The sequence below is a fragment of the Saccharicrinis aurantiacus genome (assembly GCF_947489045.1).
Classification (GTDB): Bacteria; Bacteroidota; Bacteroidia; order Bacteroidales; family Marinilabiliaceae; genus Saccharicrinis; species Saccharicrinis aurantiacus.
Map to the genome: position 1 here is coordinate 85,921 of NZ_CANLCN010000008.1, position 23,535 is coordinate 109,455.

Below are 23,535 nucleotides of genomic sequence, written 5' to 3' on the forward strand. Positions count from 1 at the left end.
TTCAATTCTATTAATAAAGAATGCTATATCAATCAGAGAGCGCTTTGAAGGAAGGCTTAACTCTCTAAGTATTTTGTAAGTTATGGAGTAGTTACACAGAGTTAGTTACTCCATTTCTTTTGCCTTGTAAATTCAATGTTTAACAGGTATAGTAGTAAGAAATCCTTTTATGAGAAGCACGTATTTGGTGCTTGTAATATCATACAAGGTCATCCGTAAATCGTTCAGAGGCATTAATAAATGGCATAAGGTTATTAATTTAACTGATTCTAATCAGAAGTAGATTTCATAAGTATTATTGAATAATAATATAGAATTATTACATATAACATAATTTATTTTTTATAATAAACTGAAATGTTAACTTCGTAACCTGAAAATATACCTATTCTTCAGGACCTATGATCTTATTTTTCGGAGCAGGAACTCAATCGCGTTGTCGGTTTAGTATACTTGCCTTTATTCTTTTGCCATTTATTAGTTTTAGTCAACTATTTTCTCAAAAGGCAAATTTCTATGCTAATATTACAGAGGGGTGTAACTCTTTAAATGTTCAATTTACCGATGATTCAGAAGGTGCTACTTCGTGGAGGTGGGATTTAGGTAATGGAAACATATCTACTTTACAAAACCCATTGGTAAATTATATACAGCCAGGTGAATACACCGTTAAATTAACTATTAATGGAACCGTTTCTGCCGAAAAGAATAATTATATAAAGGTGTATAATAATCCAGCACCTGATTTTACCTCAGATATTAGTTCAGGATGTGTTCCTTTAGAGGTGCAGTTTTCAGATAGATCCACAACATCTGATGGAGCAATTGAAAGCTGGGTGTGGCTTATAGATGGGGCTTCTTTATCAGAAGAAAACCCAACTTTTACATTTAATAGGGCAGGTAGTTATAAGGTTACCTTAATGGCTATTGATGAGCATGGTTGTTATGGCAATACCTCAAAATCAAAATTTATATCAGTAGGTAAGTTACCAAATGTAGACTTCAATATAAGAGGAAGTAAACCCTGTGAGCTTCCCTATCATCCATCATTTAAAAACACTACTACTATTGATGGAGTTGATGAACCGTTTGTTTATATAAACAATTGGAAGTGGAAAATAAATGACGAACTTGTTTCTGAAGAGCAGGAGTTGAATTATGTTTTTGATACCAATGGTGACTATACTATTTCCTTAGCGGCCCAAATGGGTGCATGTACCGATTCCATAAGAGTGGAAAATGCAATTAACCTAAGTGTTGATTCATTAGATTATTCAATTATGAAAAGTGGTACAGGTGTTAAGGATAGTATACATTTTAGGATTAATAATTCAAGTGTTGCTTATGTTGAGTGGGAGTTAGGTGATGGGAATGTAAGCAATAAAAAAGAGTTCAATTATTGCTATGCCGATACTGGTAGGTACGAGGTAAGCATAAATGCAATTTTAGGCAATGGGTGTAATCTGTATCGAACCAGTCAATTAGTGGTGTTTCCTGCTCCATTGGCTAACTTTAGTTATAAGAGAAAGAGTTTTTGTAATCCTCCTTATTTAGTAGAATTTACAAACACTTCTAAAATGACAGATAAAGTTATTTGGGATTTTGGAGATGGAACTAGCTCCGAATCATCTGTTACAGTAAATCATACTTATAATAGCACTGGGGAATACTTTGTAAAGTTAATTGCTTATGATGGTGCAAAAACGGATACTGTGCTTAAAAATATTAAGTTGTACCCGCCCGAAACTATCCCTATTCAAGTAAGCCGTAATGAGGGATGTGTACCACTTGAAGTTCAGTTTAGTAAAGAAGAAAATATTGATAATTTAACTTGGGATTTTGGTGATGGTCAAGTGTCTACTTTACAATCTCCGATTCATACATTTACTGATGAGGGAGTTTACAAGGCCACTTTAAACTATACAAACGATAAGGGATGCTCTGTAAGTTCTGAAGTTGTAATATCTGGAGGCGAAAAACCCATTGTTGATTTTGAGGTGAATCAAACAGATAGCTGTAACCAATCGTCTATTGAGTTGGTAAATAATTCATCAAATTATCAACTAGAAGAATGGAATATTGGAGATTCTTATATTATAAATTCTGCCGGAGATTATCATTTGCAATTTATTTCATCAGGATATAAATCGGTTGAACTAAAGTTAGATAATTACGGTTGTAAAGCTTCACAAAAAAAGGAGGATGATATTTACATTAAACCTCCAGTAGCCTTTTTCTTTATGGATAATCCTTTGTGTGAGGCTCCTGCGCAAAGTTATATCAGCAATTATGCAAACCAATATGATGCCATTAACTGGAATTTTGGTGATGGTACACAAACTCAAACCACGCCTCTAAGCCACATATACCAAAATGTAGGTAACTATTATGCCTACCAAACAGTTGAGAATTACACCACAGGCTGCAGCGATTATATGATGCAAGCCATTCATGTATCCATAACTGATCCTGATTTTGCTGTGGAAGGAGCTAATGAAGGCTGTTTGCCATTTGAAGTTTCTTTTATTGATAAAACAAGTACAACAGGTACAATATCCAGATGGTATTGGAATTATGGAGATGGGCATATTGATACCACATATGTTGGAGAAACAAGCCATGTTTATACTTCAGCAGGAGAGTTTGATGTGAAATTAACCGTAAAGGAATACTACGGATGTAGAGAAGTTATTGTAAAGGAAAATGCTGTAAAGGTAAATACATCGCAACCCAAAATAAGCTTTGTAAAGGATGAAGTTTGTGTTGATGAAATATTTGAGCTTAGAGATATTTCTACCTCCACTTCCAATATAATCGACCGTACTTGGTTTTTTGCTGATGGTGTAACTAAAAAAGAAGAGATAGTTCAACATGCCTTTAGTTTCCCAGGAGAACAAGAGGTAATATTAAGCGTAACAGATGAAAAAGGATGTAGTTACTCTGATACATTAACTTTAACCGTTTTAGTTTCGGAGTCAATATTTATTCTCGATGATTATGCTTGTACCAATTCTGAATTACAAATTCAAAACATATCATTGGGTAACAAGCTCAGCTATGCATGGGATTTTGGAGATGGAGGTAGGTCTACTGCCTTGGAACCTCAACATATTTATAATACCGATGGTATTTATGATGTAAGCTTAACTGTTACCAATGAGAACGGATGTACAAGCACCTCGCATCAAAGTGTAGAAGTAATTACACCAAAAGTTGATTTTGATGCTTATAAAACAGAATTAGGATGCGCCCGTAATGCATTACCAGCAGTGTTCTACGATCGCTCTTCTGACGATATTTATATGTGGGAGTGGGATTTTGGCGATGGCGAAGGAGCATCATCGCCATATCAAAATCCTCAATACTTATACAATCAGCCGGGGTATTTTGATGTTACCTTAATGGCTACTAGTAAAGGAGGATGTACCATCGAAGTTAAAAAAGAAGACTTTATACATTTAACCGGTCCAGTGGGGTCTATTATAACTGATGTTTCCTCGGGCTGTGTGCCCCTTATTGTTAATTACTCTACAACTACTGATAGTGAAAACGAAATTTCGTGGGATGTTGGAGATGGCACAAATGATTATAACAACCAGTATAGCTTTAGTCATGCCTACAATGAAGCGCGCAGTTTCTTTCCTTCAATTATTCTTACTGATAAGGATGGTTGTACAATGGAGTATGAAGGAGACCCTATTGTGGTAGATAATTATCCTGATTTATCATTTACTAGTGAGAGTGAAGAGGTGTGTGAAGGAACAGCACTTTCATTTCAGGGCGAGATTAACTTAAACTCCTCGCAGTTATCTCAGGTAAATGAAATAGTTTGGAATTTTGGCGACAATGCTTATAGTAATAATACCGAATCACCAAGTCATGTTTATCAATCGCCCGGAACTTACGATGTTGAGCTATATATAAAAACCTCGATAGGATGTAGCGCTAAATTAAAGAAAGAGAATTTTGTTACGGTTTTTAAATCAACGCTTCAGGCAGATATCATCTCATCTAAACAAAATGCATGTTTAGGCGAGAGTATACTATTCACCAATAATAGTAAATCCGACTATTCGATTAACGAGGAGTATTGGGATTTTAATAAAGAAGATTTTGCTCGAATTTCACCTGTTACTTATGCTTATAAAGAAGCTGGTGTAGTACAAGCAAAATTAACCGTTGTTGATGAGCAGGGCTGCATTGATAGTACGTTTAAGCAAACTGATATTAAAAATATTGAGGCTGCTTTTACCTTAGCTCCAAAGTCAGGATCTAATCCGCTCAATGTTCAGTTTACCGATCAATCCTTATCGGATGGTCAAATACAAAACTGGGACTGGAATTTTGGCGATAATACAAGTTCTATTGAGCAGCACCCAAAACATACATTTATCGGTAACCAAGTGGGGTCAGAATATCAGGTATCGCTTACTGTTAGCGATTCTAATAACTGTACATCAACTAAAACAGATACGGTGTACGCTATTAATCATTCTCCTGTTGCATTAAATGATACCATTATTGTTCAAGAAGATAATGTGGCCTATGCCAATCTTTCAGATAATGATTACGAGCCTGATGGACAATCTCTAATTTATAATTCGCAAGCAAGTGTGGCTCCTAGTAATGGTGAGGTTATCATTGCCGCCAATGGTCAGATTATCTATACACCTAACGCCAATTATTATGGTGCCGATAGCTTAGAGTATACAGTTTGTGATAATGGAAACCCTGTAATGTGTGCATCCGCAAAAGTAATTATAGAAGTATTGTCGGTAGTGGATTTACCTCCTGTTGCTGTGGTTGATAGATTTGATGTGTACGAAAATGAAACCTTCAAGGGAAGTAGTGTTTTATTAAACGATATTGATAACGAAGGCATGGGCTTAAGTGTACAGTTTAGTAATGCATCAATGGCTTCAATAAACGGTAATGTTGTTTTAAGTAATGATGGTACTTTTACTTATACTCCTCACAATAATTTTGTAGGTAAAGATTCTATCCAATACTTTATTATAGATAATGCAGTACCACCACAAGCAGATTCTTCATGGATTGTATTCAATGTTTTACATAGAGATCAAGCTCCAATAGCTAATACAGATGTATTTTATACAGATGAGGAAGTGCCTGTTGTCCTTTCAGGTTTAGCCGATAATGATACCGATAGAGAGAACAATATTGATGTTAGCTCTATACAAATTCTTGAACCGGTATTGAATGGTAGTATTTCTAGTATAAATAATCAATGGGTATTTACTCCTGAAAAAGATTTTTATGGAATGACACTCCTGTATTATAGCATTAGTGATTATACCTTCTTAACTGCCACTGGTGAAATTATTGTGTATGTTAAACAGGTGAATGATCCGCCCATAGCAAACGATGATTATGCTTATGGATTTGAAGATGTACCGCTCGATATAGATATATTAAGTAATGATGTAGACCCAGATAATAACATTGATCCTTCCAGCTTTAAGCTAATAAGTAGCGAAGTTTCAGATAACGTTTCGTTTAATATTGAAACAGGAATTCTTAGTTATTATCCTGCTAAAGATTATATAGGTTCTGATGTACTTCGCTACGAAATATGTGATTCAGCAAAGCTTTGCTCTCGAGCCAATATTTATATTACGCTTGCAGAGTCCTTTGACGATGCACCTGTAACCAAAGCTGATACAATATGGTTAATTCAGGGCTTAAGCGATACAATAAATGTTTTAGCTAATGATACAGACTTAGAAGATGATATTGATAAGGAATCGCTTTCTGTACTCATTCATCCTGCCTCGTATCCTGATGTAACTGTTTTAGGAGATGGGCAAATTAAGTGCGATTACGCAGCAAATTCTACTTTTATTGGTTCTGATTCTTTGATTTACGAAGTATGCGATTTGCACAATAACTGCTCCCAAGGAACATTGCATATTGTAGTAAAACCATATAAAGAAAGCATATTCATTCCGCAGGCAATTACGCCAAACGGAGATGGTAAAAACGATCTTTTTGTGATTAAGGATATTAATAAATTTCCTAGTAACCGATTGTTGGTTTATAACAGATGGGAAACTGAAGTGTATAGCGCAAAAGCTTATGATAACAGTTGGGATGGAACAACAAATGGTAAGGCCCTGCCTGATGGAACCTATTATTACCTATTGTATTTGTTTGATGAGGATGAACCTATAAAAGGTTTTATATACATATCAAGGTAGATAAAAGTGAAAATAGTTTGGTAAAGCTGAATGTTGTTCAATCTTTAATTTGAATTTAATACTATGAAATATATAAGAATACTATTGTTGCTCATTTGTTTACAGCCATTAACTTCAATATGGGGGCAACAAGAAACTCAATTTACTCAATATACATTTAATCAGGGGCTCATAAATCCGGCCTACATGGGAAGTATTGATTATACTAATTTGCAGCTTTCTAATAGAAACCAATGGCTTGGATTTCCGGGTGCACCAAAATCTAATGCCATCACAGTTGCTTATCCGTTTAAGTATTTTTCTTCAGCTGTAGGAATTACAGCAATGCAGGATAAAGTTGGACCTTTAAGCAATACTATGCTTACTTTGGGGTATTCGTATACTATAAATGTAAGTAGTAAATTACGCTTAGCCATGGGCTTAAGAGGAGGTGCAAATTTGTATTCTGCTAATTTAGATAAGTTGCAAACAAACGATAGTAACGATGGTGTTTTGCAGCAAGGTACAGTGCAACATTCATCTTTTACTGTTGGGGCAGGTCTTTTTCTATATTCTTCAAAATGGTATATAGGTGTATCGGTTCCAAAACTAGTAACTAATAGTTTTTCGTTTAGTGGCAATGGAGTTGATGATGATGTTTTTAATTTAAAAGAACGAAATCACCTTTACTTAATAAGTGGATACGTTTTTTCATTTAGTGGAGAAAATGTAAAATTAAAACCCTCGGTGTGTCTGAAGAAAGTACAGAATGTAGATCCTACTATTGATATAAGTTTGGCAACCATGCTCTACAATACCTTTTCGATAGGCGGAGGAATACGAAACCCGGATACGTTTTTTGCTTTTCTGCAAATAGCAGCAGGAAAAAATGTTAAAGTGGGGTATGCTTATGATTTCTCAAAATCGCAGCTAAGTAATTTTTCAAACGGTTCTCACGAGATTATTTTGGGTTTAAACTTATATCGTGATGCTACTAAAATTCATTCTCCAAGATTTTTCTAATAATTATGCAAGCTTTAAAATATCAGAATATGAAGGCAGTTTTAAGTAGTTTGTATGCTAAAATTACTTCGCCCATCCAAGGTAATAGTATCATTGAAACAACTAGTAATAAAGGCAGCTGTAAATATGGTATAGTACTGTTGCTTCTTTTATTTGCTGGATTAAAACTAAATGCCCAAAATATAAATAAGAAGTTAGGAGATAATTATTTTAATCATATGGCATACGTAAAAGCCATTAAAAGTTATGAGAAAGCTTTAAGTAAAGATAGTTCCGATGTTCATGTATTAAGGCACTTGGCCCAATCCTATAAAAACAGTGGCAACTACTCTAAGGCCGAAGAGCTTTATAATATTCTTATGATTGAAAACGATAGTGCAAGCATGGAGTCGTATGCGCGCTTATTAGTATATAATAATAACTATAACAAGGCTGATAGCATAATCAGTACCTATCAATTATTACTAAGCTCCTATCAGCGTAGTTTTGTGGATACGCTTAAGAACGCCGATCCCAAATTTAAGGTAAGTACTACAAATATTAATACAGCTTATGCCGATCATAGACCCTGTTTTTATAAGAATGATGTCATATTTTCTACAGCACGAGACACTACTAAAAAAGAGTATGAGTGGAACGGACAGCCCTATTTGAGTTTGTATAAGGCAATAGTTTCTGATAATGGTAGTTTAAAAAACGCAAAACCATTTAGTCCCATCGATTCACGATATCATATCAGCTCGTTTCAATATGTGTATAATAGAGGACTGGCTTTTTTTACAATTAATAATGCATCGGCTTTTAGTACAATAAAAGATGCCAATGATGAAGTTAATTTGGGTATCTATACTTCCAAATATACAAAAGGTACTTGGCAAAAACCTAAACCATTAAAGAATATATCAAATGGCAATTTTTCTTCGGCACATCCTTATTTTTCGGCATCTGAAGATAGATTGTATTTTTCATCAAACCGACCAGGAGGCTTTGGAGGAAGCGATATTTATTACGTTGAGGTATATTTAGAGGGTACAAGTGAACCAATTAATTGTGGAGCTTCTGTTAATACCGAAGGCGACGAAATGTATCCATTTGTATCTGATGAGGGTAAATTGTATTTCTCTTCTGATGGGCATCTTGGATTGGGCGGTTTAGATATATTTAGTTCAGATATTAATGATGATGAATTCGGAGAAGCAATTAATTTAGGAGTTCCTGTAAATAGCTCTCGAGACGATTTTTCGATTGTTTTTAAGGAAGGAGAACCTTTTGGGTATTTTGCCTCAAATAGAGAAGGAGGAATGGGAGATGATGATATTTATGCGGTAAGTATGCTTAAAAAGCAAAATAAACAAATAGAAGAGAATCACGAAGAGCCTAAAGATGAAGATGTAGTAAAATTGACAGAAGACTCTGTAGAAGTTGATAATACGGAGCTTATTGCTGTTAATAGTGCTGCTGCACCATTACCAATTGTTTCAGCAACGGCCGCACAAACAAATCCAATTCCTGAAGAGGATTTAACCCTTGAAAGCTTATCCAATATCCTTTTAGAATCAAAACGAACGGGAAGTGAAATAAATAAATCTCAGTTTAAGGAAGTGAAATTAAGACTCTACAATATTAATTTCGATTATAACTCATGGGAGATCAATGATGAAGCAGCGCTTGAACTTGATAAACTGGCGAATATGATGAGGAAGAACACCACCATGACAGTTGAGTTAAGTTCGCACACAGATAGTAGGGGGAACGATGATTATAATATGGTTTTATCGCAAGCTCGTGCCGATGCCGTTTTAAAGTATGTTTTAAAAAAGGGTATAAGTATTTATCGATTAACAGCCCATGGTTATGGCGAAAAAAAACTACTAAATCATTGCAGTGATGGAGTATCTTGTTCTGAAGAGCTCCATAAAGAGAATAGGAGGGTAGAGGCATTGATTACTAGTTATTAAATCATGTGTTTTTTATTATTTATAAATACAATTGTTTTTTGATGAGGATGTAATTAGTTGATAGAGCATTTGGGTAGGTTTAATCTGACAGGGGTTTAATTCCCCGAGGCTTGCCCCGAGGTGGTTCACTAAAGAATGCTATATCAATCAGAGAGCTCTTTGAAGGAAGGCTTAACTCTCTAAGTATTTCGTAAGTTATGGAGTAGTTACACAAAGGTAGCTACTCCATTTTTTGCTGTTTATACATTGTAATTTACTATCTTTGGGCTTCCTAAACTTTACATAAATACATGTCAAATACTAAACTAATTTTTACCGTAGGATTCTTCTTTTTTATTACAATCCATATTTTGAATGCGCAGAATAGCCTAACATCACATTCTTTTTTATATCAAAACGAATATTATTACTTAACAAATAGGAGCGGTAAAGTAAACGAAAAAATAGAGCCGTTTACATACGCCGATTCTTTTAGCGAAGGCTTGGCCTTGGTTTCTGAAAGTTTATTATTTGGATATATAGATACAACAGGTAGTAAAGTTATTGATTGTTTGTTTTACGATGCAGGTTCATTTAATGGAGGTTTGGCTTATGCTTCGCTTGAAGATAAATATGGATATATCAACTATAAAGGAGAATTCGTTATTGATCCAAACTTTGATTTGGCATGTGATTTTAATGGTAAATATGCGCGTGTAGTTAATAGGAATAGTGACTTTGAGAAGTATGGCTTAGTTCGTTGGCTAGAAGGAATCATTAACACAAGCGGAACACTAATTTCTGACAAATATTTTGAGTCGATTACCTTCAAAGAACATGGAGTGATTAATGGTGTTGTAAACGATTCTATTTTTGTTCTATCTCAAGATGGTGAATTTGTATTTGAAAAATTGAAAGTATATACTAATGGAAAAGGTGAAACTATTATGCCGCATTTTTATGGTGGTGATTCTGCCATGGGTGCATTTATAAACAGAAATGTTCGTTACCCTCCTTCTGCTAAAGCATATGGAATTTCAGGAAAGTGTTTTGTGAAATTTGTAATTGATGAGAAGGGGAATGTTACAGATGTGATGCCAGGAGATATATCACATCCAATATTATTGAAGGAATCAATGCGAGTAATAAAAACAATGCCACAGTGGGCACCTGGAATAACCAATAACAGAAAAATGCGAGTAAGTTTTACTGTCCCAGTAAATTATAGGTAATTCAAGGTCATCCGTAATTCGTTCAGAGGCATTAATAAATGGCATAAGGTCATCAGCAAATCTCTCAAGGTCTTTAGGGAATTACACAAGGTCATTTAGTAAAAGCTCTGGGGCACTCAGAAATGATTTTAAGTCATGTTAGAATGATTCCAGGTCATATAGGAATGCCTCCCGGTCGCTCAGGAATCATTTCAGGTCACGAGGAAATCATTTCCGGTCACTCAGGAATCATTCAAGGTCACACAAAAATGGCTTCAGGTCACTATTGCGCCAAACAGCATAAAGTCTAAACAATCTTTTAGTCAATGCAATAACTAACATATAATTTGTATTTTACAGATCAAATCTACATTTCCATTTTTTGTGGTTAACTAATTTTATCTGTAATGAATCAACTTATCAGGCTTTTAATTATCGCATTGGCTTTTGTTTCGTGCCAAGAAAAATCCAGTAAATCAGATTATATCGAACAAAGGGTAGAAGAGATTCTATCCAAAATGTCTTTACAAGAAAAGGTAGGACAAACAAGTTTGCGGGGTACTTCATCCAGAGTAAAAGGAGACCTATCAGAAGACTTAAAGAACGCAGTTAGAAACGGAGAAATTGGCGCCTTTTTAAATGTAATGAATCCCAAATATGTGGATGAGTTGCAAAGAATTGCTGTAGAAGAGAGCCCCAATGGAATTCCACTTATTTTTGCACGTGATATTATACATGGCTATAAAACTATTTTCCCAATTCCTCTGGGTATGGCGGCATCTTGGAATGCTGAGGTAGCAGAAACTTCCGCAAGGGTTTCAGCAATAGAGGCAGCGGAAAGTGGCATTCGTTGGACCTTTTCGCCAATGTTAGATATAGCCCGCGATGCACGTTGGGGCAGAATTGCCGAGTCCCCGGGCGAAGATCCTTATTTGGCTTCGGTTTTAGCTACGGCATTTATAAAAGGGTATCAGGGCGATAGTTTGAATTCAGAAAATAGTATGATTGCCTGTGCCAAGCATTTTTTGGCCTATGGTGCTGCTGAAGGCGGACGCGATTACAATACAACCATAGTAAATGAGGAGTTATTGCGTAATGTATACCTCCCTCCATTTAAGGCTGCTTTTGATGCGGGTGCACAAACCGTGATGAGCTCGTTTAACGATATCAATGGAGTTCCGGCAAGTGGCAACAAGTTTATCCTGAAAAAGATATTGCGCGATGAATATAACTTTGATGGTTTTGTGGTAAGCGATTGGAACTCGGTAACCGAGATGATCCCACATGGTTATGCAAAGGATGATAAACATGCTGCAGAGCGGGCCATTACAGCGGGTTTGGATATGGAGATGACGAGTACTTCCTATGAAGATTACCTATTAGCGTTGATGGATGAGGGGAAAGTAACCGAGGAGCAATTGAATGATTTTGTTCGTAATATTCTGCGTGTAAAGTTTCGTATGGGATTATTCGAAAATCCCTATCGAGAAAAGGTAGATGCATCAAGGTGGTATGCACAAAGTCATTTAGAGGCTGCTAAAGAAGCCGCTGTTAAGTCTACTGTTCTCCTTAAAAATAATAAAACATTGCCTTTAAATAAAAACCAACGGATTGCACTAATAGGTCCATTGGCAGATGCACCTGTTGATCAATTGGGTACCTGGACTTTCGATGGGGATGGTAATTACTCCGTTACACCCAAGCAGGCCTTTGCAGAAAACAAATATAAGTTCGTTTTTGCTGAAGGGTTAAAGTATAGCAGAGATAAAAGTTCAGCAGGTTTCAAAAAGGCCATTGCTGCCGCAGAAAAATCTGATGTAATTGTGTTTATCGGAGGAGAGGAAGCCATTTTATCTGGCGAAGCTCATTCGCGTGCAGATATTAGCTTGCCGGGAGCACAGGAGCAATTAATTGATGCATTACACAAAACCGGGAAGCCTTTGGTATTAGTTATTATGGCAGGGCGACCTATTGCCTTGGGTAATATTATGGATAAGGTAGATGCTATTGTTATGGCGTGGCATCCGGGAACTATGGCCGGACCTGCGCTTTATGATATATTAAACGGAAAGGCTCAGCCCGAAGGCCGACTGCCTGTAACTTGGCCCAAACAAGGTGCACAATGTCCTATTTATTACAACCATCCTAATACTGGCCGACCAGCTAGTGCGGATAGTTTCGTGGGCATTAATGATATTCCTGTTGGAGCTTGGCAAAGTTCTTTGGGTAATAACTCCCATTATCTCGATTTGGGTTTTGAACCTCAGTTTCCTTTTGGATATGGCTTAAACTATGGTGAAATAGAATATGAAAAAACCATTGTATCATCCGGTAAATTGCGCAGAAATGAAACCATACAAGTAAGCTGTACCCTCCATAATAAAGGAAATTACCCTATCACTGAAACGGTACAATTGTATATACAAGATGTTGTTGGAGATATTGTAAGGCCTGTAAAAGAACTAAAAGGCTTTAAGAAAATACGAATTGCCAAAGGGGAAAGTGTAAGTGCAGAGTTTACCATTTCTACCAAGGATTTAGAATACGTAGATTCTTCGATGAATTATGTTGTTGAGGATGGTGATTTTAATGTATGGATTGCCCCTAATTCTGCAGAGGGGATAAAGGCCAGTTTTGAACTTATTGAATAGTAAATGACTTAAACTTTCGTGCGTAATAATTTAGCCACATCATACAGATTGCAATCATGATGGTGAGCCGTGTTTTTTAATACAACTTAAAACAAGCATTTATGGTAATAATAATGGGGGTAAGTGGAAGTGGAAAAACAACCATAGCCCAACAACTTTCCAAAATATTGAATTGTCCATTTTACGATGCTGATGATTTTCATCCACAATCAAATAAAGATAAGATGGCGAATGGAAATCCCTTAAATGATTTAGATCGATTGCCTTGGCTACAAAAATTAAACGAGCATATTATGCACTGGTCTAACAACGGGCAGGCAATTCTAGCCTGTTCCGCTTTAAAGGAGAGCTATCGTTCTATCCTTGAAAAAGGAAATAAGGATATTAAGTGGGTTGTTTTAAACGGAGATTATGAGCAACTGAGCAGTCGATTAAACGAGAGGAAGGGACACTTTTTTGAACCAAAGTTATTGCAGTCGCAGCTCGATACCCTTGAAATACCTGATTATGGCATTCACGTTTCCATAAATCAAAGTGTTGAGTCCATTGTGCAATATATTATCAGTAAACTAAAAGCCTAATTTAATGATCGATTATATTTTACTAATATCTGTACTTACCGGAGTGGGGGCATTGCTATTAATGATTCTGTATTTTAAAATACAGCCCTTTATGGCCTTATTAATTTCAAGTATTATAGTGGGTATTATTGCCGGGGTAGCGCCAATGCAAATAATAGCTACCATAAAAGAAGGGATGGGTTCTACACTGGGCTTTGTGGCTGTTGTAGTAGGTTTAGGTAGCATGTTTGGCGCAATACTCGAATACTCAGGCGGGGCAGAAGCCTTGGCGGGTTTTCTTTTAAGTAAATTTGGCGAAAAGAGAGCCGATTGGGCACTTGTACTAACGGGTTTCTTTATTGCTATACCCGTATTTTTCGATGTAGCTTTTATCATTTTAGTTCCTTTAGTGTATTCGCTTCAGCGCAAAACAAAAAAGTCGCTACTACTATATGCTATTCCATTATTAGCCGGTTTAGCAATAACGCATGCCTTTATTCCACCTACGCCAGGTCCTATTGCTGTGGCAGATATTTTAGATGCTGATTTGGGTTGGGTAATATTGTTTGGCTTCATAGTTGGTATTCCCACGGCCATGGTATGTGGCCCTATTTTTGGTAAATACATTGCCTCAAAAATATATATTGAAGCTCCAAGTGAAAGCGCTTCAGAAGAACGCAAAGATTTTCCACCCATCGGATTAATTCTTTTAATAATTGCATCGCCCATAGTATTAATAGTACTTAATACCATGCTCAATAGTTCATTGTCGGATGGTTTAGGAATAAGTGCAAATGCCAAGTTATGGATCAGCTTTATTGGTCATCCATTTTCAGCCTTGATTAATGCAAATATATTGGCATGGTATTTCTTGGGCTTAAGGCGGGGTTTCTCCAAGTCAGAATTATCTAAAATTACACAGGCATCTTTAGGACCGGCAGGTATCATTATTTTATTAACCGGGGCCGGCGGTGTGTTTAAACAAATGCTGATTTATACTGGTACAGGTGAAATGTTAGCCCAATACTTCGCCAGTATCGGACTAAGTTCACTCATGTTTGCCTTTGTGGCCGCAGCATTGGTTCGTATACTTCAAGGTTCTTCTACCGTTGCCATGATTACGGCAGCAGGTATTACCTCTTCTTTGTTAATAGAACCCATGGGCGAGATGTATAAAGCCTTATTGGTTATAGCCATTGCCGCGGGTGCATCTATAATGTCTCATGTAAATGATAGTGGTTTTTGGTTGGTGAGCAAATATTTAGGCATGAATGAAAAACAGGCCTTTAAAAGCTGGACGGTTATGACAACCATTCTCGCTTTTATGGGGATAAGTATGGTAGGTATCCTTTCTATTTTTATTATAGATTAATTTACCGATTTCTTAGAAGTATAGTTCAGTCCTTTTTACCTACAAAAGATGATGAGGAGCTCAAAGTACTGTAGGGTTTGTTGGCTGATTTTATGCAGAATTATAGAGTATCGCTTCTATTGAATGTTTGTTTCTATAATTATCACCAAAAAATCCTCGTATGCACTATTTTTATAGTTAAAACATAAAAAGGGGCATATTGAGGTAAAATGAAGCATACACAACGAAAAAGACCACCTAAATACACATATATTCTACAGGTATATTAAATTTAAATAGTATAATTTTCCACAAACAAATAAATCAAATATACAGTATACATGAAACAGTTATTGTTTGTAGGAATTTTATCATTCCTTATTTTCTCGTGTAAGCAAAATGAAAATCAGTCTCGCGAGACCATTGACTTTAATGGTCATTGGAAATTTTTTCTCGGAGATGAAGAGAAAGCCTTAGAAAAAGATTTTAATGATCAAGCTTGGCGCGAGCTTCGTTTACCACACGATTGGAGTATAGAAATGGGGTATGAAGAGCCGCTTGCCATTACCCAAAAGGGCGAAGTGAAAAAATCGGCCAATAACAATAATTTACCATCAAACATTACAGCCGAACAAGCCAACGAGTATCGCAAAACGGCAAGTAGTACCGGTTTTGTTCAAGGAGGAATAGCTTGGTATCGTAAAACATTTCGTCTGAATAAAGGCGACGAGAATAAAAATATTTCTATTGAATTTGATGGTATTTATACCCGATCAACAGTTTGGATTAACGGACATCTATTGGGATATAGACCCAATGGATATATCAGTTTCGATTACGATTTAACGCCTTACCTTAATTTTGGAGGCGATAATGTAATTGCCGTTAAAGTTGATCATACAAACTACGTTGATTCTCGTTGGTATACCGGATCAGGAATTTACAGAAACGTACGTTTGGTTAAAAAATCAAATATTAATATTCCAACTTGGGGTGTTCAAATTACTACGCCTAATATAAGTGCTAACAAAGCAGATGTACAGATTAGTACTGAACTGAAAAATATAGAAGGAGTAGCATCAGATATTAAGCTTGTTGTAGATATTAAGGATGGGGAAGGAAATATTGTTACAGGTGCCGAAAGTGTTATTAGCTTGGATAAAGAAGCCAAAGTAATTAGTAAAGTAAGTATTGATAATCCGCGCTTATGGGAACCTGAAGATCCTCATTTATACACGGCACATGTAAAGGTGTTTAAAGCCTCTGTTTTAATGGATGATCTTGTTGAGAAGTTCGGAATTAGAACAGCTGAATTTACAGCGGATAAAGGTTTCTTCTTAAACGGAAAATCAGTAAAAATTAAAGGAGTGAATTTACATCACGATGCAGGTGCCGTTGGAACAGCTGTACCCGTAGATGTTTGGCGCCGTAGAATTCTGCAATTAAAAAGCATTGGTTGTAATGCCATTCGTACTGCACACAATCCTTACGCACCTGAGTTTCTCGACCTTTGTGATGAGTTAGGGATATTGGTAGATGCAGAGTTTTATGATGAATGGAGCCAAGATAAAGAAAAACACACTACACGTTTAGGTGCCAATGATGCTCCAGAGTCGTTTACCGATGGTTATTCATCGTATTTTAATGAGTGGGGCGAAAAGGATTTGAAAGATTGTATCCGCCGCGATTTCAATCATCCATCTATAATTATGTGGAGTATTGGTAACGAAATAGAATGGACTTTCCCCTACTATTCGCAAACCTACAATGGGGTAAATGGTAAGGTGAAATATTACGAGTATATCCCCAATTATGATTCTATCACCAACCGAAAAGCATTTGACAAATACAGTCCTGAAGCAGATTCTTTAGTAATTATTGCTAAGCAACTGGTATCATGGACCAAAGAAATGGATACAACACGTCCGGTTACCATCGGAAGTGTATTGCCCGTGGTGGGCCTAGCTAGTGGCTTAGGGCAATCTGTTGATGTGTTAGGGTTTAATTATCGTGCTGTGGAGTATGATGGTGCGCACAAGCAATATCCCGATCTTAAAATTCTTGGTTCTGAAAACAACGGAACTTGGGAAGAGTGGCAGGCTGTGGCCGATAGAGATTTTGTGGCTGGTATCTTCACATGGACAGGTATTGCCTACATGGGCGAAGCAGGCCCATATCCCCGTAAAGGCCTAAACTTATCATTCTTCGATTATGCCTGTTTTAAAACCCCACGAGGTCACTTTTATGAGTGCCTATGGAAAGATGATCCGAAGGTTTATATTGGTACGGCAGCATTATCGCAATCAGAATACACTTACGATAAAAACAAAGGATTTTCGATAGAAATGCGAACCGATTGGCTACGCCGATGGACGTGGTATGATATTGATGATACTTGGAATTATGCCAATGATGAGGCTGTTGTAGTTCAGGGATACACCAATTGTCAAGAAGCTGAATTGTTTTTAAATGGCCAGAGTTTTGGTAAGCAAAGGGTAAATGATAATGAGGATCATGTAATTAAATGGCTTGTGCCTTTTACCAAGGGAGAGTTAAAAATAGTGGGTTACAATAATGGTGTTGTGGCCGATGAATATAGCTTAAAAACAGCAGGAGCATTATCTAGTATATCCATTAGTTCTGATGTGAACGAGCTGAGAGCAAATCACTACGATGTGGCTCATTTAGAAGTAAACCTCTTAGATAAAAATGGCATTATTATCCCTAACAAGGATGTTGAAATAGCATTTGAAGTAAGCGGAGCCGCAAACTTGTTAGCTGTAGATAATGGATGGGAATATAATGTGCAAAGTCACAAAGCCAATCACTTGATTACTCACAATGGTAAAGCACTTGGCATTATTCAGTCTGGTTCAGAAAGTGGTACTGTAAGTATTAGGGTTAATGCTGGTAATATACAATCAGAAACACTCACTCTAAAAGTAAATTAGAGTAACAACGCATCTTCTTATACTAAGCTGATGTAAAACATATAATAGAGGGTGTCAATTGGGTTTGGCACCCTCTTTTTATGATCATACCTAGCCTTTTCATGACAAGGAGTCACTTTTAATCGTAGGGAAATGCCTTTTTACGATTGGGAATTGCCTTTTCGCCTATGGGAACAGCCTTTTTCTGACAAAGAGTCACTCTTTCACTTTGGGCAGTACCTATTTTACCCTAGGCGCAGGCTTTGCAGCTATAGGAGGCTTGTTTATGCTATAAGGACATCAAATTTTACTGTGGGCAGTGCATTTTCATTCCTAAATTAACATATGTAGCTGAACATAAAATAAAATTATCTATTTTTACTATCCAATTAAGTATTCCCACTTGTGTAAATATTACTTTTAAGGAGAGTATATGGAATATACGTTAGAATGATATACGCATATGGTGAGGATATAAGTTGCTTAACCCCAATTATAAAAAATAGTGACTTTCTATGAATGAGTTTATTGAATGGATAAAATGTATTTTCTCGATTGATAATAACACTACGGCAACAATATTAATTACCGTTTTTGTTTTCCTTATGGGGCTATTCTTTCAAGGAATATTCGTGATGATCAAAAATATTATTTTAAGAAAAAGGCAACGAAATACTTTTATCTATTTATTGAATGTTACTTCTCAATCAATATATAGGCAAGGTCTTTTCTTTGAGAAGTTTTCAAAGAAATTAGACATTAAATTTTCAGGCAATTTTACTTTATCCCAAGTGTCTATTACTTATTTAAGCACATTTGAGAAATTGGAGTTTGAACTATTAAGATCCTCATTCATTAATGGTATTGAAAACCTTTGTAGTAGTTATAAATTAAATGCTTTTACAAAATCATATACAATAATAGAGAGAATCAAAAAAATTGAAGATAGCTATCCTGGAGATTTAAACAACTTGTATAATAAGTTTGGTAATTATGAAGCGAAATGGAATAAGTCTTTAGAACTTATTCGCCAGAACTATGATGAGATTCTTGATCAAGTAAGAATTAATAATACTGTTAGAAATGAACTTGAAAGAGAGTTTGTAGATAAATTAGATCAAACAATATTCAAATGGCAGCAGACTAAAAATAGAAACAGTATTTATACTGTACAAAATGAATTAGTTATTCCTCTGCTTGCATTATTTAAAGAACAAAGATATATTCAAATTACAGCTAATTTAAGGACCTTAAAGACACAGCTTTTGAATGCAGAAATATACTACATGAATTTAGAAAATATTATAAATCTTTACAAAGGTCAATTTGATAGTTATGCATCTATATACAAGAATACAAGACGAATCATTAACCTTATTATAAAAAGACTAAAATAACTGGGGCTAACATGCCAGTATAGAGTGCATGGCATTTATGAGCACTTGGTAGTTAGGTTGGGTAATCGACCACCGCCAAATCTTTGATTTGGCTTTTGAAATTGAAAGATAAAAACAAATAAAAGATTTGGTTCATCAAAGCAGCCAACGCCTTTTGTTAAAGCCTTTACCACCAATTAAATAACACAATAAATATGAGTTCAAATAGAATATTAGGTTACATATCATTATTTGTTTTAGTTATTTACGCTGGAATAGGAATATACATAAGGACAGTTGGTTCAGACAGTGTAGTTATTCATAAATTATTTAATGGCTTATATATTGTTCTTCAATTGTTAGGAATCGCATTCCTAATGTTGACTACAAAAATTAAGGAAAACCATAAACGAAAACTTGTAAGACTTGGAGACTTATTGATTTTAGTTGGAGTAGGAATTCTTGTTTTGCATCTTCCAACTATAATAGGATATACTTTAGTTTCAGTAGGGTTAATTGTGATTTTAGTTGATCAATTAATCAGACTGAAAACTATAAAGAAAGACTTATTTGTTGAAAGAATGAAAATAGCATGGTACATATTTTTCTGGACAAGTGTTATTTTTAAAGGACTACATTTATCTGGAGCTCGAAATCTGTTATTTATTTCGGTTATTGTTTTATGGGTTGCCATAACAGGACACATTTTTAAGAACGGAATGCCGAAATATATTAATGAGTAAGAAATAACTGGTGGTAGCAATAAATTAAGGGTATGGTCTGGCAGGCTGAGTTTGGAAGTTTTGCTCTTTAAATAAGTTTGCCTAAGCTTTTGTTTCGGCTCTATTGGGTTTTAATTGTTCTGGCTTTTTAAATCGCCTACATTTTCATCCAGTTAGCTTTAGGAAATGTATTCATCATTATCGGCTAAATTAAATTTAACGCTTAGTGATTTTAGTAATTGCTTTTCAAGAGTATATCACTTACACTATTAAACACATAGAAATGATCGCATTTTTACATACTTCTAAAATTCATATCAATCGATTTGAAGAACTGCTTAAGTCGATAGATAACAATATACCGACTAAGCATTTTGTAAATGAAGAAATACTAGAATCAGCTATAACTAATGGTAAAACGGATTCTGGAGCATTTAAAAAACAGATTGATTTAATAAAGAAGGACAATCCAAGCTTAATAATATGCACTTGTTCTACATTCGGAGAAGAAAGTGATAAGTATGATAATGTATTTAGAATTGACAGGCCAATTGTGCAGTATATTGTAAGTAAATTCGATAGAATAGGCTTGGTATATGCCGCTAGTTCTACTAGAGAGATTAGCACAAACCTGTTAGTTCAAACATCAAAGCAGTTGAACAAAGAAATAGAAATTATCAGTTGCGATTGTTCTGAGCATTGGGTGCATTTTACTAAAGGAAATCAATCAGAGTATGAGGCTCAAATCGCAAATGCAATCAAATCAATTGAGAAACAAGTCGACGTAATATTTTTAGCACAAGCATCTATGGAAGGGGCTAAGAATTTCTTACACAATTTTACAAAGGAAGTTGTTTCGAGCCCTGAATATGGAGTGAAGCAAATTTTACGATGCATATAAATTTTAGATGACAGTGTGCATTTACCAGAAGGTATATCATGGAATATTTTAAATTGTAATACTTCATTTTCTATAGGTATAGGTTTTTAAGTTTTTATGTATGATCCATCAAGAACTATTTGTAGTTATAACTAGACAAATTGAGAACTTACCATTTTAATCTGCTAAAAGCTGTACTAGAATATTAGTATACATAATGCTTTAAAATGGGCTTATTTTCATGCAGAAATGAAGAAATCCCACCTTTTAATCAACCAAACATGTTATGTCCAATTTTCGCAGGGGGTTTATTGGTCGATTTTTAACTGAAAAGGCAAATAAGGGTTATGGTACCAAAAGTGTACTAACGTGAAAAAAAGAAGCCAAAGCGTTGAAAATTACAAATTGGCTAAGATTCTGATTTTCCAGATTTTTTGGGGTCTTGGTCGGGACGGCATCGGGGCATGGTCGGATCTTGTTCGGTGTTTCTTTGGGCCCTTAGACCCAATGAAGTACCAATAAACAACCAATGAAGTACCAATGCTGGTACGTCTCAGTCTCAACCCTTACCCAATGGCAGGATTTAAATTCCGAAACTTCAAATTTTATTGGTAAGCGAAATAAAGAAACTAGACATAGCCTATTGCCAACAATAAAATGAGGACATGAACCGTGTGTATAACTTTAGGTGTTTATTGCGCTAAATAATTCTTTCATTTTTTTTGTTTCGCTATTTAATAGGGTGGAGTATTGCTGTCCTAATTAGCTATTCCACTTATAGTTCAATACTGTACTTACTAAAAACAACTCACAAAATCCCAAAGTAGTACAATTCACTTGTCAATTAAAAATATGTTCTTACATTTGCACCGACTGCACGAGCGGTCAGTTTAGTGAGAATAGATTAATTTTTATGGATAAAAGAGAACAATTAATAGATATAGCAACAAAACTCTTCTCTGAGAGGGGATACGAAAATACACCTCTGTCGGTGGTATGTGAAACAGCAAATGTGTCTAAAGGGCTTATTTCTCATCATTTTAAATCGAAAGACGGTTTATTAAGAGAGATCTTTCAAAAAACAACTGAAATGATTGTTGAGATAAACGCAGTTGACAAACAGAATAAGACTCCTAATGAGCAACTGGTAGAATTATTAGAATCTTTTTTTAGTCAATTAGAATCTGATAGGATGTTCTTTCAATTCAGTTTAAATACAATGTTACAGCCCCGAACCAGAGAGGTGCTCAAAGATTTAATAAGTGAGAGGGCAACTTTTATTTTAAAATCGGTGACAAGTATTTTCAGTAAACTTGATAAAGCAAATGCGAATGTTCTAAGCTATATGTTTATTGCCGAGTTAGATGGGATTGCAATAAATTACTTAGCGGGAGACATTGATTTTCCTTTGTTGGAGATGAAACAACATTTACTTGAAAAGTATAGAAACTAATGGAAATAAGAGAATTAAAAAATAAAGATATAGATGCAGTAGTTGAGCTTTGGTACAATGTGAGTATACAAGCACATAGTTTTATACCCAATGATTATTGGGAAAAGAATAAAGAAGCTATGGCAAGCCAATACTTACCGGGCTCAGAATGTTATTTAGCAATTATAGAAGAAAAAATAGTTGGCTTTGTGGCTATGGTTGACAATTACCTTGCGGCAATATTTGTTCAGACTAATATGCAGGGATCGGGCATAGGAAAGAACCTTTTGGACTTTATTAAAAGCAAAAGAGAAACCATCCAACTTAAAGTGTATAAAAATAATTCCACGGGTATTCAATTTTATAAACATCAGGGATTCAGTATTCTTTCGGAATCTATTGAGGAAAGTACAAACGAAGTAGAATACCATATGGAATGGAAAAAAAGTAAGACAATGAATTTTATTAAAACAGATATTACAGAAACAATTAATGACTTAAGATCGCAGTTATACCTTTCATTAAAAGCTCCCATCGACGCAATGTGGGAACAGCTTTATATAGGTTCATCACAGCATTATCTTATCGAAAACAAAGACAAAGAAATCATTGGATATTGTTGTATAAACGAGGAAGGTTGTTTAACTCAAATATTTCTATCTAAAAAACATCTATCATTGATGGATAAGGTAATTAAAGAGTTAATTGAGAGCGGATTGATTCAAACAGCAAGTCTGAGTTCAAATGAACCTGTGGCATTTAATGCTTGTATGTTTCATTCAAAATCAGTAAAGACAAACACCTTTTGTTTTCAGCATCTGAATAAAGAAGTAGAGGTTGATACAAACCTAAATATCGAATTGGTAACAACAAACGATATTCCTTTAATAAAGCTATTTCTTAAAGAACAAGTTGGTATAGACGATACTTTTGGGTATACAGAGAACCTTGTATCAAGAAAAGAGATTTTTATGCTTAAGGAAGCTGAAACCATTATAGCAACAAGTGAATGTAGAATGAGCGATTCTCAACCCGAAATTGCAGATCTGGGAATTATAGTGAATCGTGATTTTCAGGGTAAGGGACTTGCCACACAAATAATGAAAATGCAAGTAAACAGAGTTTTAAAAGCTGGAAGGAAGCCGATTTGTTCAACAACATTGGATAATGTTGCTTCACGAAAAGCAATTGAAAAAGCAGGTTTCTATTGTTCAAATATCATCTTTGATATTAATTTTAAAGAGGATAATAACTAACAGGGTAAG

The 23,535-nt window shown here is 35.4% G+C and carries 13 protein-coding genes; all 13 read left to right on the forward strand.

The window, feature by feature from the left end:
- Window positions 1-401 precede the first annotated feature (401 nt).
- The 13 genes from QMO11_RS11085 to QMO11_RS11145 all read left to right on the forward strand — a co-directional run bounded on the left by QMO11_RS11085 (window position 402) and on the right by QMO11_RS11145 (window position 23,526).
- Window positions 402-6,218 carry a PKD domain-containing protein gene (locus tag QMO11_RS11085; RefSeq protein WP_282037353.1) on the forward strand — a complete coding sequence of 1,939 codons (5,817 nt, stop codon included), beginning with the start codon at window positions 402-404 and terminating at the stop codon, window positions 6,216-6,218.
- 63 nt (window positions 6,219-6,281) lie between these two features.
- Complete coding sequence (locus QMO11_RS11090) at window positions 6,282-7,220, forward strand: PorP/SprF family type IX secretion system membrane protein (protein WP_282037355.1); 939 nt, start codon at window positions 6,282-6,284, stop codon at window positions 7,218-7,220.
- A 29-nt stretch (window positions 7,221-7,249) separates the two neighbouring features.
- On the forward strand, window positions 7,250-9,178 hold the full coding sequence (locus tag QMO11_RS11095) for an OmpA family protein (protein WP_282037356.1): 1,929 nt from the start codon (window positions 7,250-7,252) through the stop codon (window positions 9,176-9,178).
- A 290-nt stretch (window positions 9,179-9,468) separates the two neighbouring features.
- Window positions 9,469-10,389, forward strand: a complete 921-nt coding sequence (locus QMO11_RS11100) for a WG repeat-containing protein (protein WP_282037357.1) — start codon at window positions 9,469-9,471, stop codon at window positions 10,387-10,389.
- Between the two features lie 386 nt (window positions 10,390-10,775).
- Window positions 10,776-13,019 (forward strand): beta-glucosidase BglX, encoded by a 2,244-nt coding sequence (gene bglX / locus QMO11_RS11105; RefSeq protein ID WP_282037359.1) that lies wholly within the window; start codon window positions 10,776-10,778, stop codon window positions 13,017-13,019.
- 101 nt (window positions 13,020-13,120) lie between these two features.
- Window positions 13,121-13,600, forward strand: a complete 480-nt coding sequence (locus QMO11_RS11110; protein ID WP_282037360.1) for a gluconokinase — start codon at window positions 13,121-13,123, stop codon at window positions 13,598-13,600.
- Window positions 13,601-13,604: 4 nt separating this feature from the next.
- Window positions 13,605-14,951 carry a GntP family permease gene (locus tag QMO11_RS11115; RefSeq protein ID WP_282037361.1) on the forward strand — a complete coding sequence of 449 codons (1,347 nt, stop codon included), beginning with the start codon at window positions 13,605-13,607 and terminating at the stop codon, window positions 14,949-14,951.
- A 320-nt stretch (window positions 14,952-15,271) separates the two neighbouring features.
- Window positions 15,272-17,881 (forward strand): glycoside hydrolase family 2 TIM barrel-domain containing protein, encoded by a 2,610-nt coding sequence (locus QMO11_RS11120; RefSeq protein WP_282037362.1) that lies wholly within the window; start codon window positions 15,272-15,274, stop codon window positions 17,879-17,881.
- A gap of 494 nt (window positions 17,882-18,375) precedes the next feature.
- Entirely contained in the window at window positions 18,376-19,257 is an 882-nt protein-coding gene (locus QMO11_RS11125) for a hypothetical protein (RefSeq protein ID WP_282037363.1), read from the forward strand.
- 194 nt (window positions 19,258-19,451) lie between these two features.
- Entirely contained in the window at window positions 19,452-19,979 is a 528-nt protein-coding gene (locus tag QMO11_RS11130; RefSeq protein WP_282037364.1) for a hypothetical protein, read from the forward strand.
- A gap of 262 nt (window positions 19,980-20,241) precedes the next feature.
- Window positions 20,242-20,859, forward strand: a complete 618-nt coding sequence (locus tag QMO11_RS11135; protein ID WP_282037365.1) for a hypothetical protein — start codon at window positions 20,242-20,244, stop codon at window positions 20,857-20,859.
- 892 nt (window positions 20,860-21,751) lie between these two features.
- Entirely contained in the window at window positions 21,752-22,291 is a 540-nt protein-coding gene (locus QMO11_RS11140; RefSeq protein ID WP_282037366.1) for a TetR/AcrR family transcriptional regulator, read from the forward strand.
- On the forward strand, window positions 22,291-23,526 hold the full coding sequence (locus QMO11_RS11145) for a GNAT family N-acetyltransferase (RefSeq protein WP_282037367.1): 1,236 nt from the start codon (window positions 22,291-22,293) through the stop codon (window positions 23,524-23,526). Before QMO11_RS11140 ends, QMO11_RS11145 begins: the two co-directional genes overlap by 1 nt.
- Window positions 23,527-23,535 lie beyond the last annotated feature (9 nt).

Bases quoted from the DNA above. Each gene is read 5' to 3' on its own strand.
- QMO11_RS11085 (WP_282037353.1), top strand. From the start codon at position 402: ATGATCTTATTTTTCGGAGCAGGAACTCAATCGCGTTGTCGGTTTAGT.
- QMO11_RS11090 (WP_282037355.1), top strand. From the start codon at position 6,282: ATGAAATATATAAGAATACTATTGTTGCTCATTTGTTTACAGCCATTA.
- QMO11_RS11095 (WP_282037356.1), top strand. From the start codon at position 7,250: ATGAAGGCAGTTTTAAGTAGTTTGTATGCTAAAATTACTTCGCCCATC.
- QMO11_RS11100 (WP_282037357.1), top strand. From the start codon at position 9,469: ATGTCAAATACTAAACTAATTTTTACCGTAGGATTCTTCTTTTTTATT.
- bglX (WP_282037359.1), top strand. From the start codon at position 10,776: ATGAATCAACTTATCAGGCTTTTAATTATCGCATTGGCTTTTGTTTCG.
- QMO11_RS11110 (WP_282037360.1), top strand. From the start codon at position 13,121: ATGGTAATAATAATGGGGGTAAGTGGAAGTGGAAAAACAACCATAGCC.
- QMO11_RS11115 (WP_282037361.1), top strand. From the start codon at position 13,605: ATGATCGATTATATTTTACTAATATCTGTACTTACCGGAGTGGGGGCA.
- QMO11_RS11120 (WP_282037362.1), top strand. From the start codon at position 15,272: ATGAAACAGTTATTGTTTGTAGGAATTTTATCATTCCTTATTTTCTCG.
- QMO11_RS11125 (WP_282037363.1), top strand. From the start codon at position 18,376: ATGAATGAGTTTATTGAATGGATAAAATGTATTTTCTCGATTGATAAT.
- QMO11_RS11130 (WP_282037364.1), top strand. From the start codon at position 19,452: ATGAGTTCAAATAGAATATTAGGTTACATATCATTATTTGTTTTAGTT.
- QMO11_RS11135 (WP_282037365.1), top strand. From the start codon at position 20,242: ATGATCGCATTTTTACATACTTCTAAAATTCATATCAATCGATTTGAA.
- QMO11_RS11140 (WP_282037366.1), top strand. From the start codon at position 21,752: ATGGATAAAAGAGAACAATTAATAGATATAGCAACAAAACTCTTCTCT.
- QMO11_RS11145 (WP_282037367.1), top strand. From the start codon at position 22,291: ATGGAAATAAGAGAATTAAAAAATAAAGATATAGATGCAGTAGTTGAG.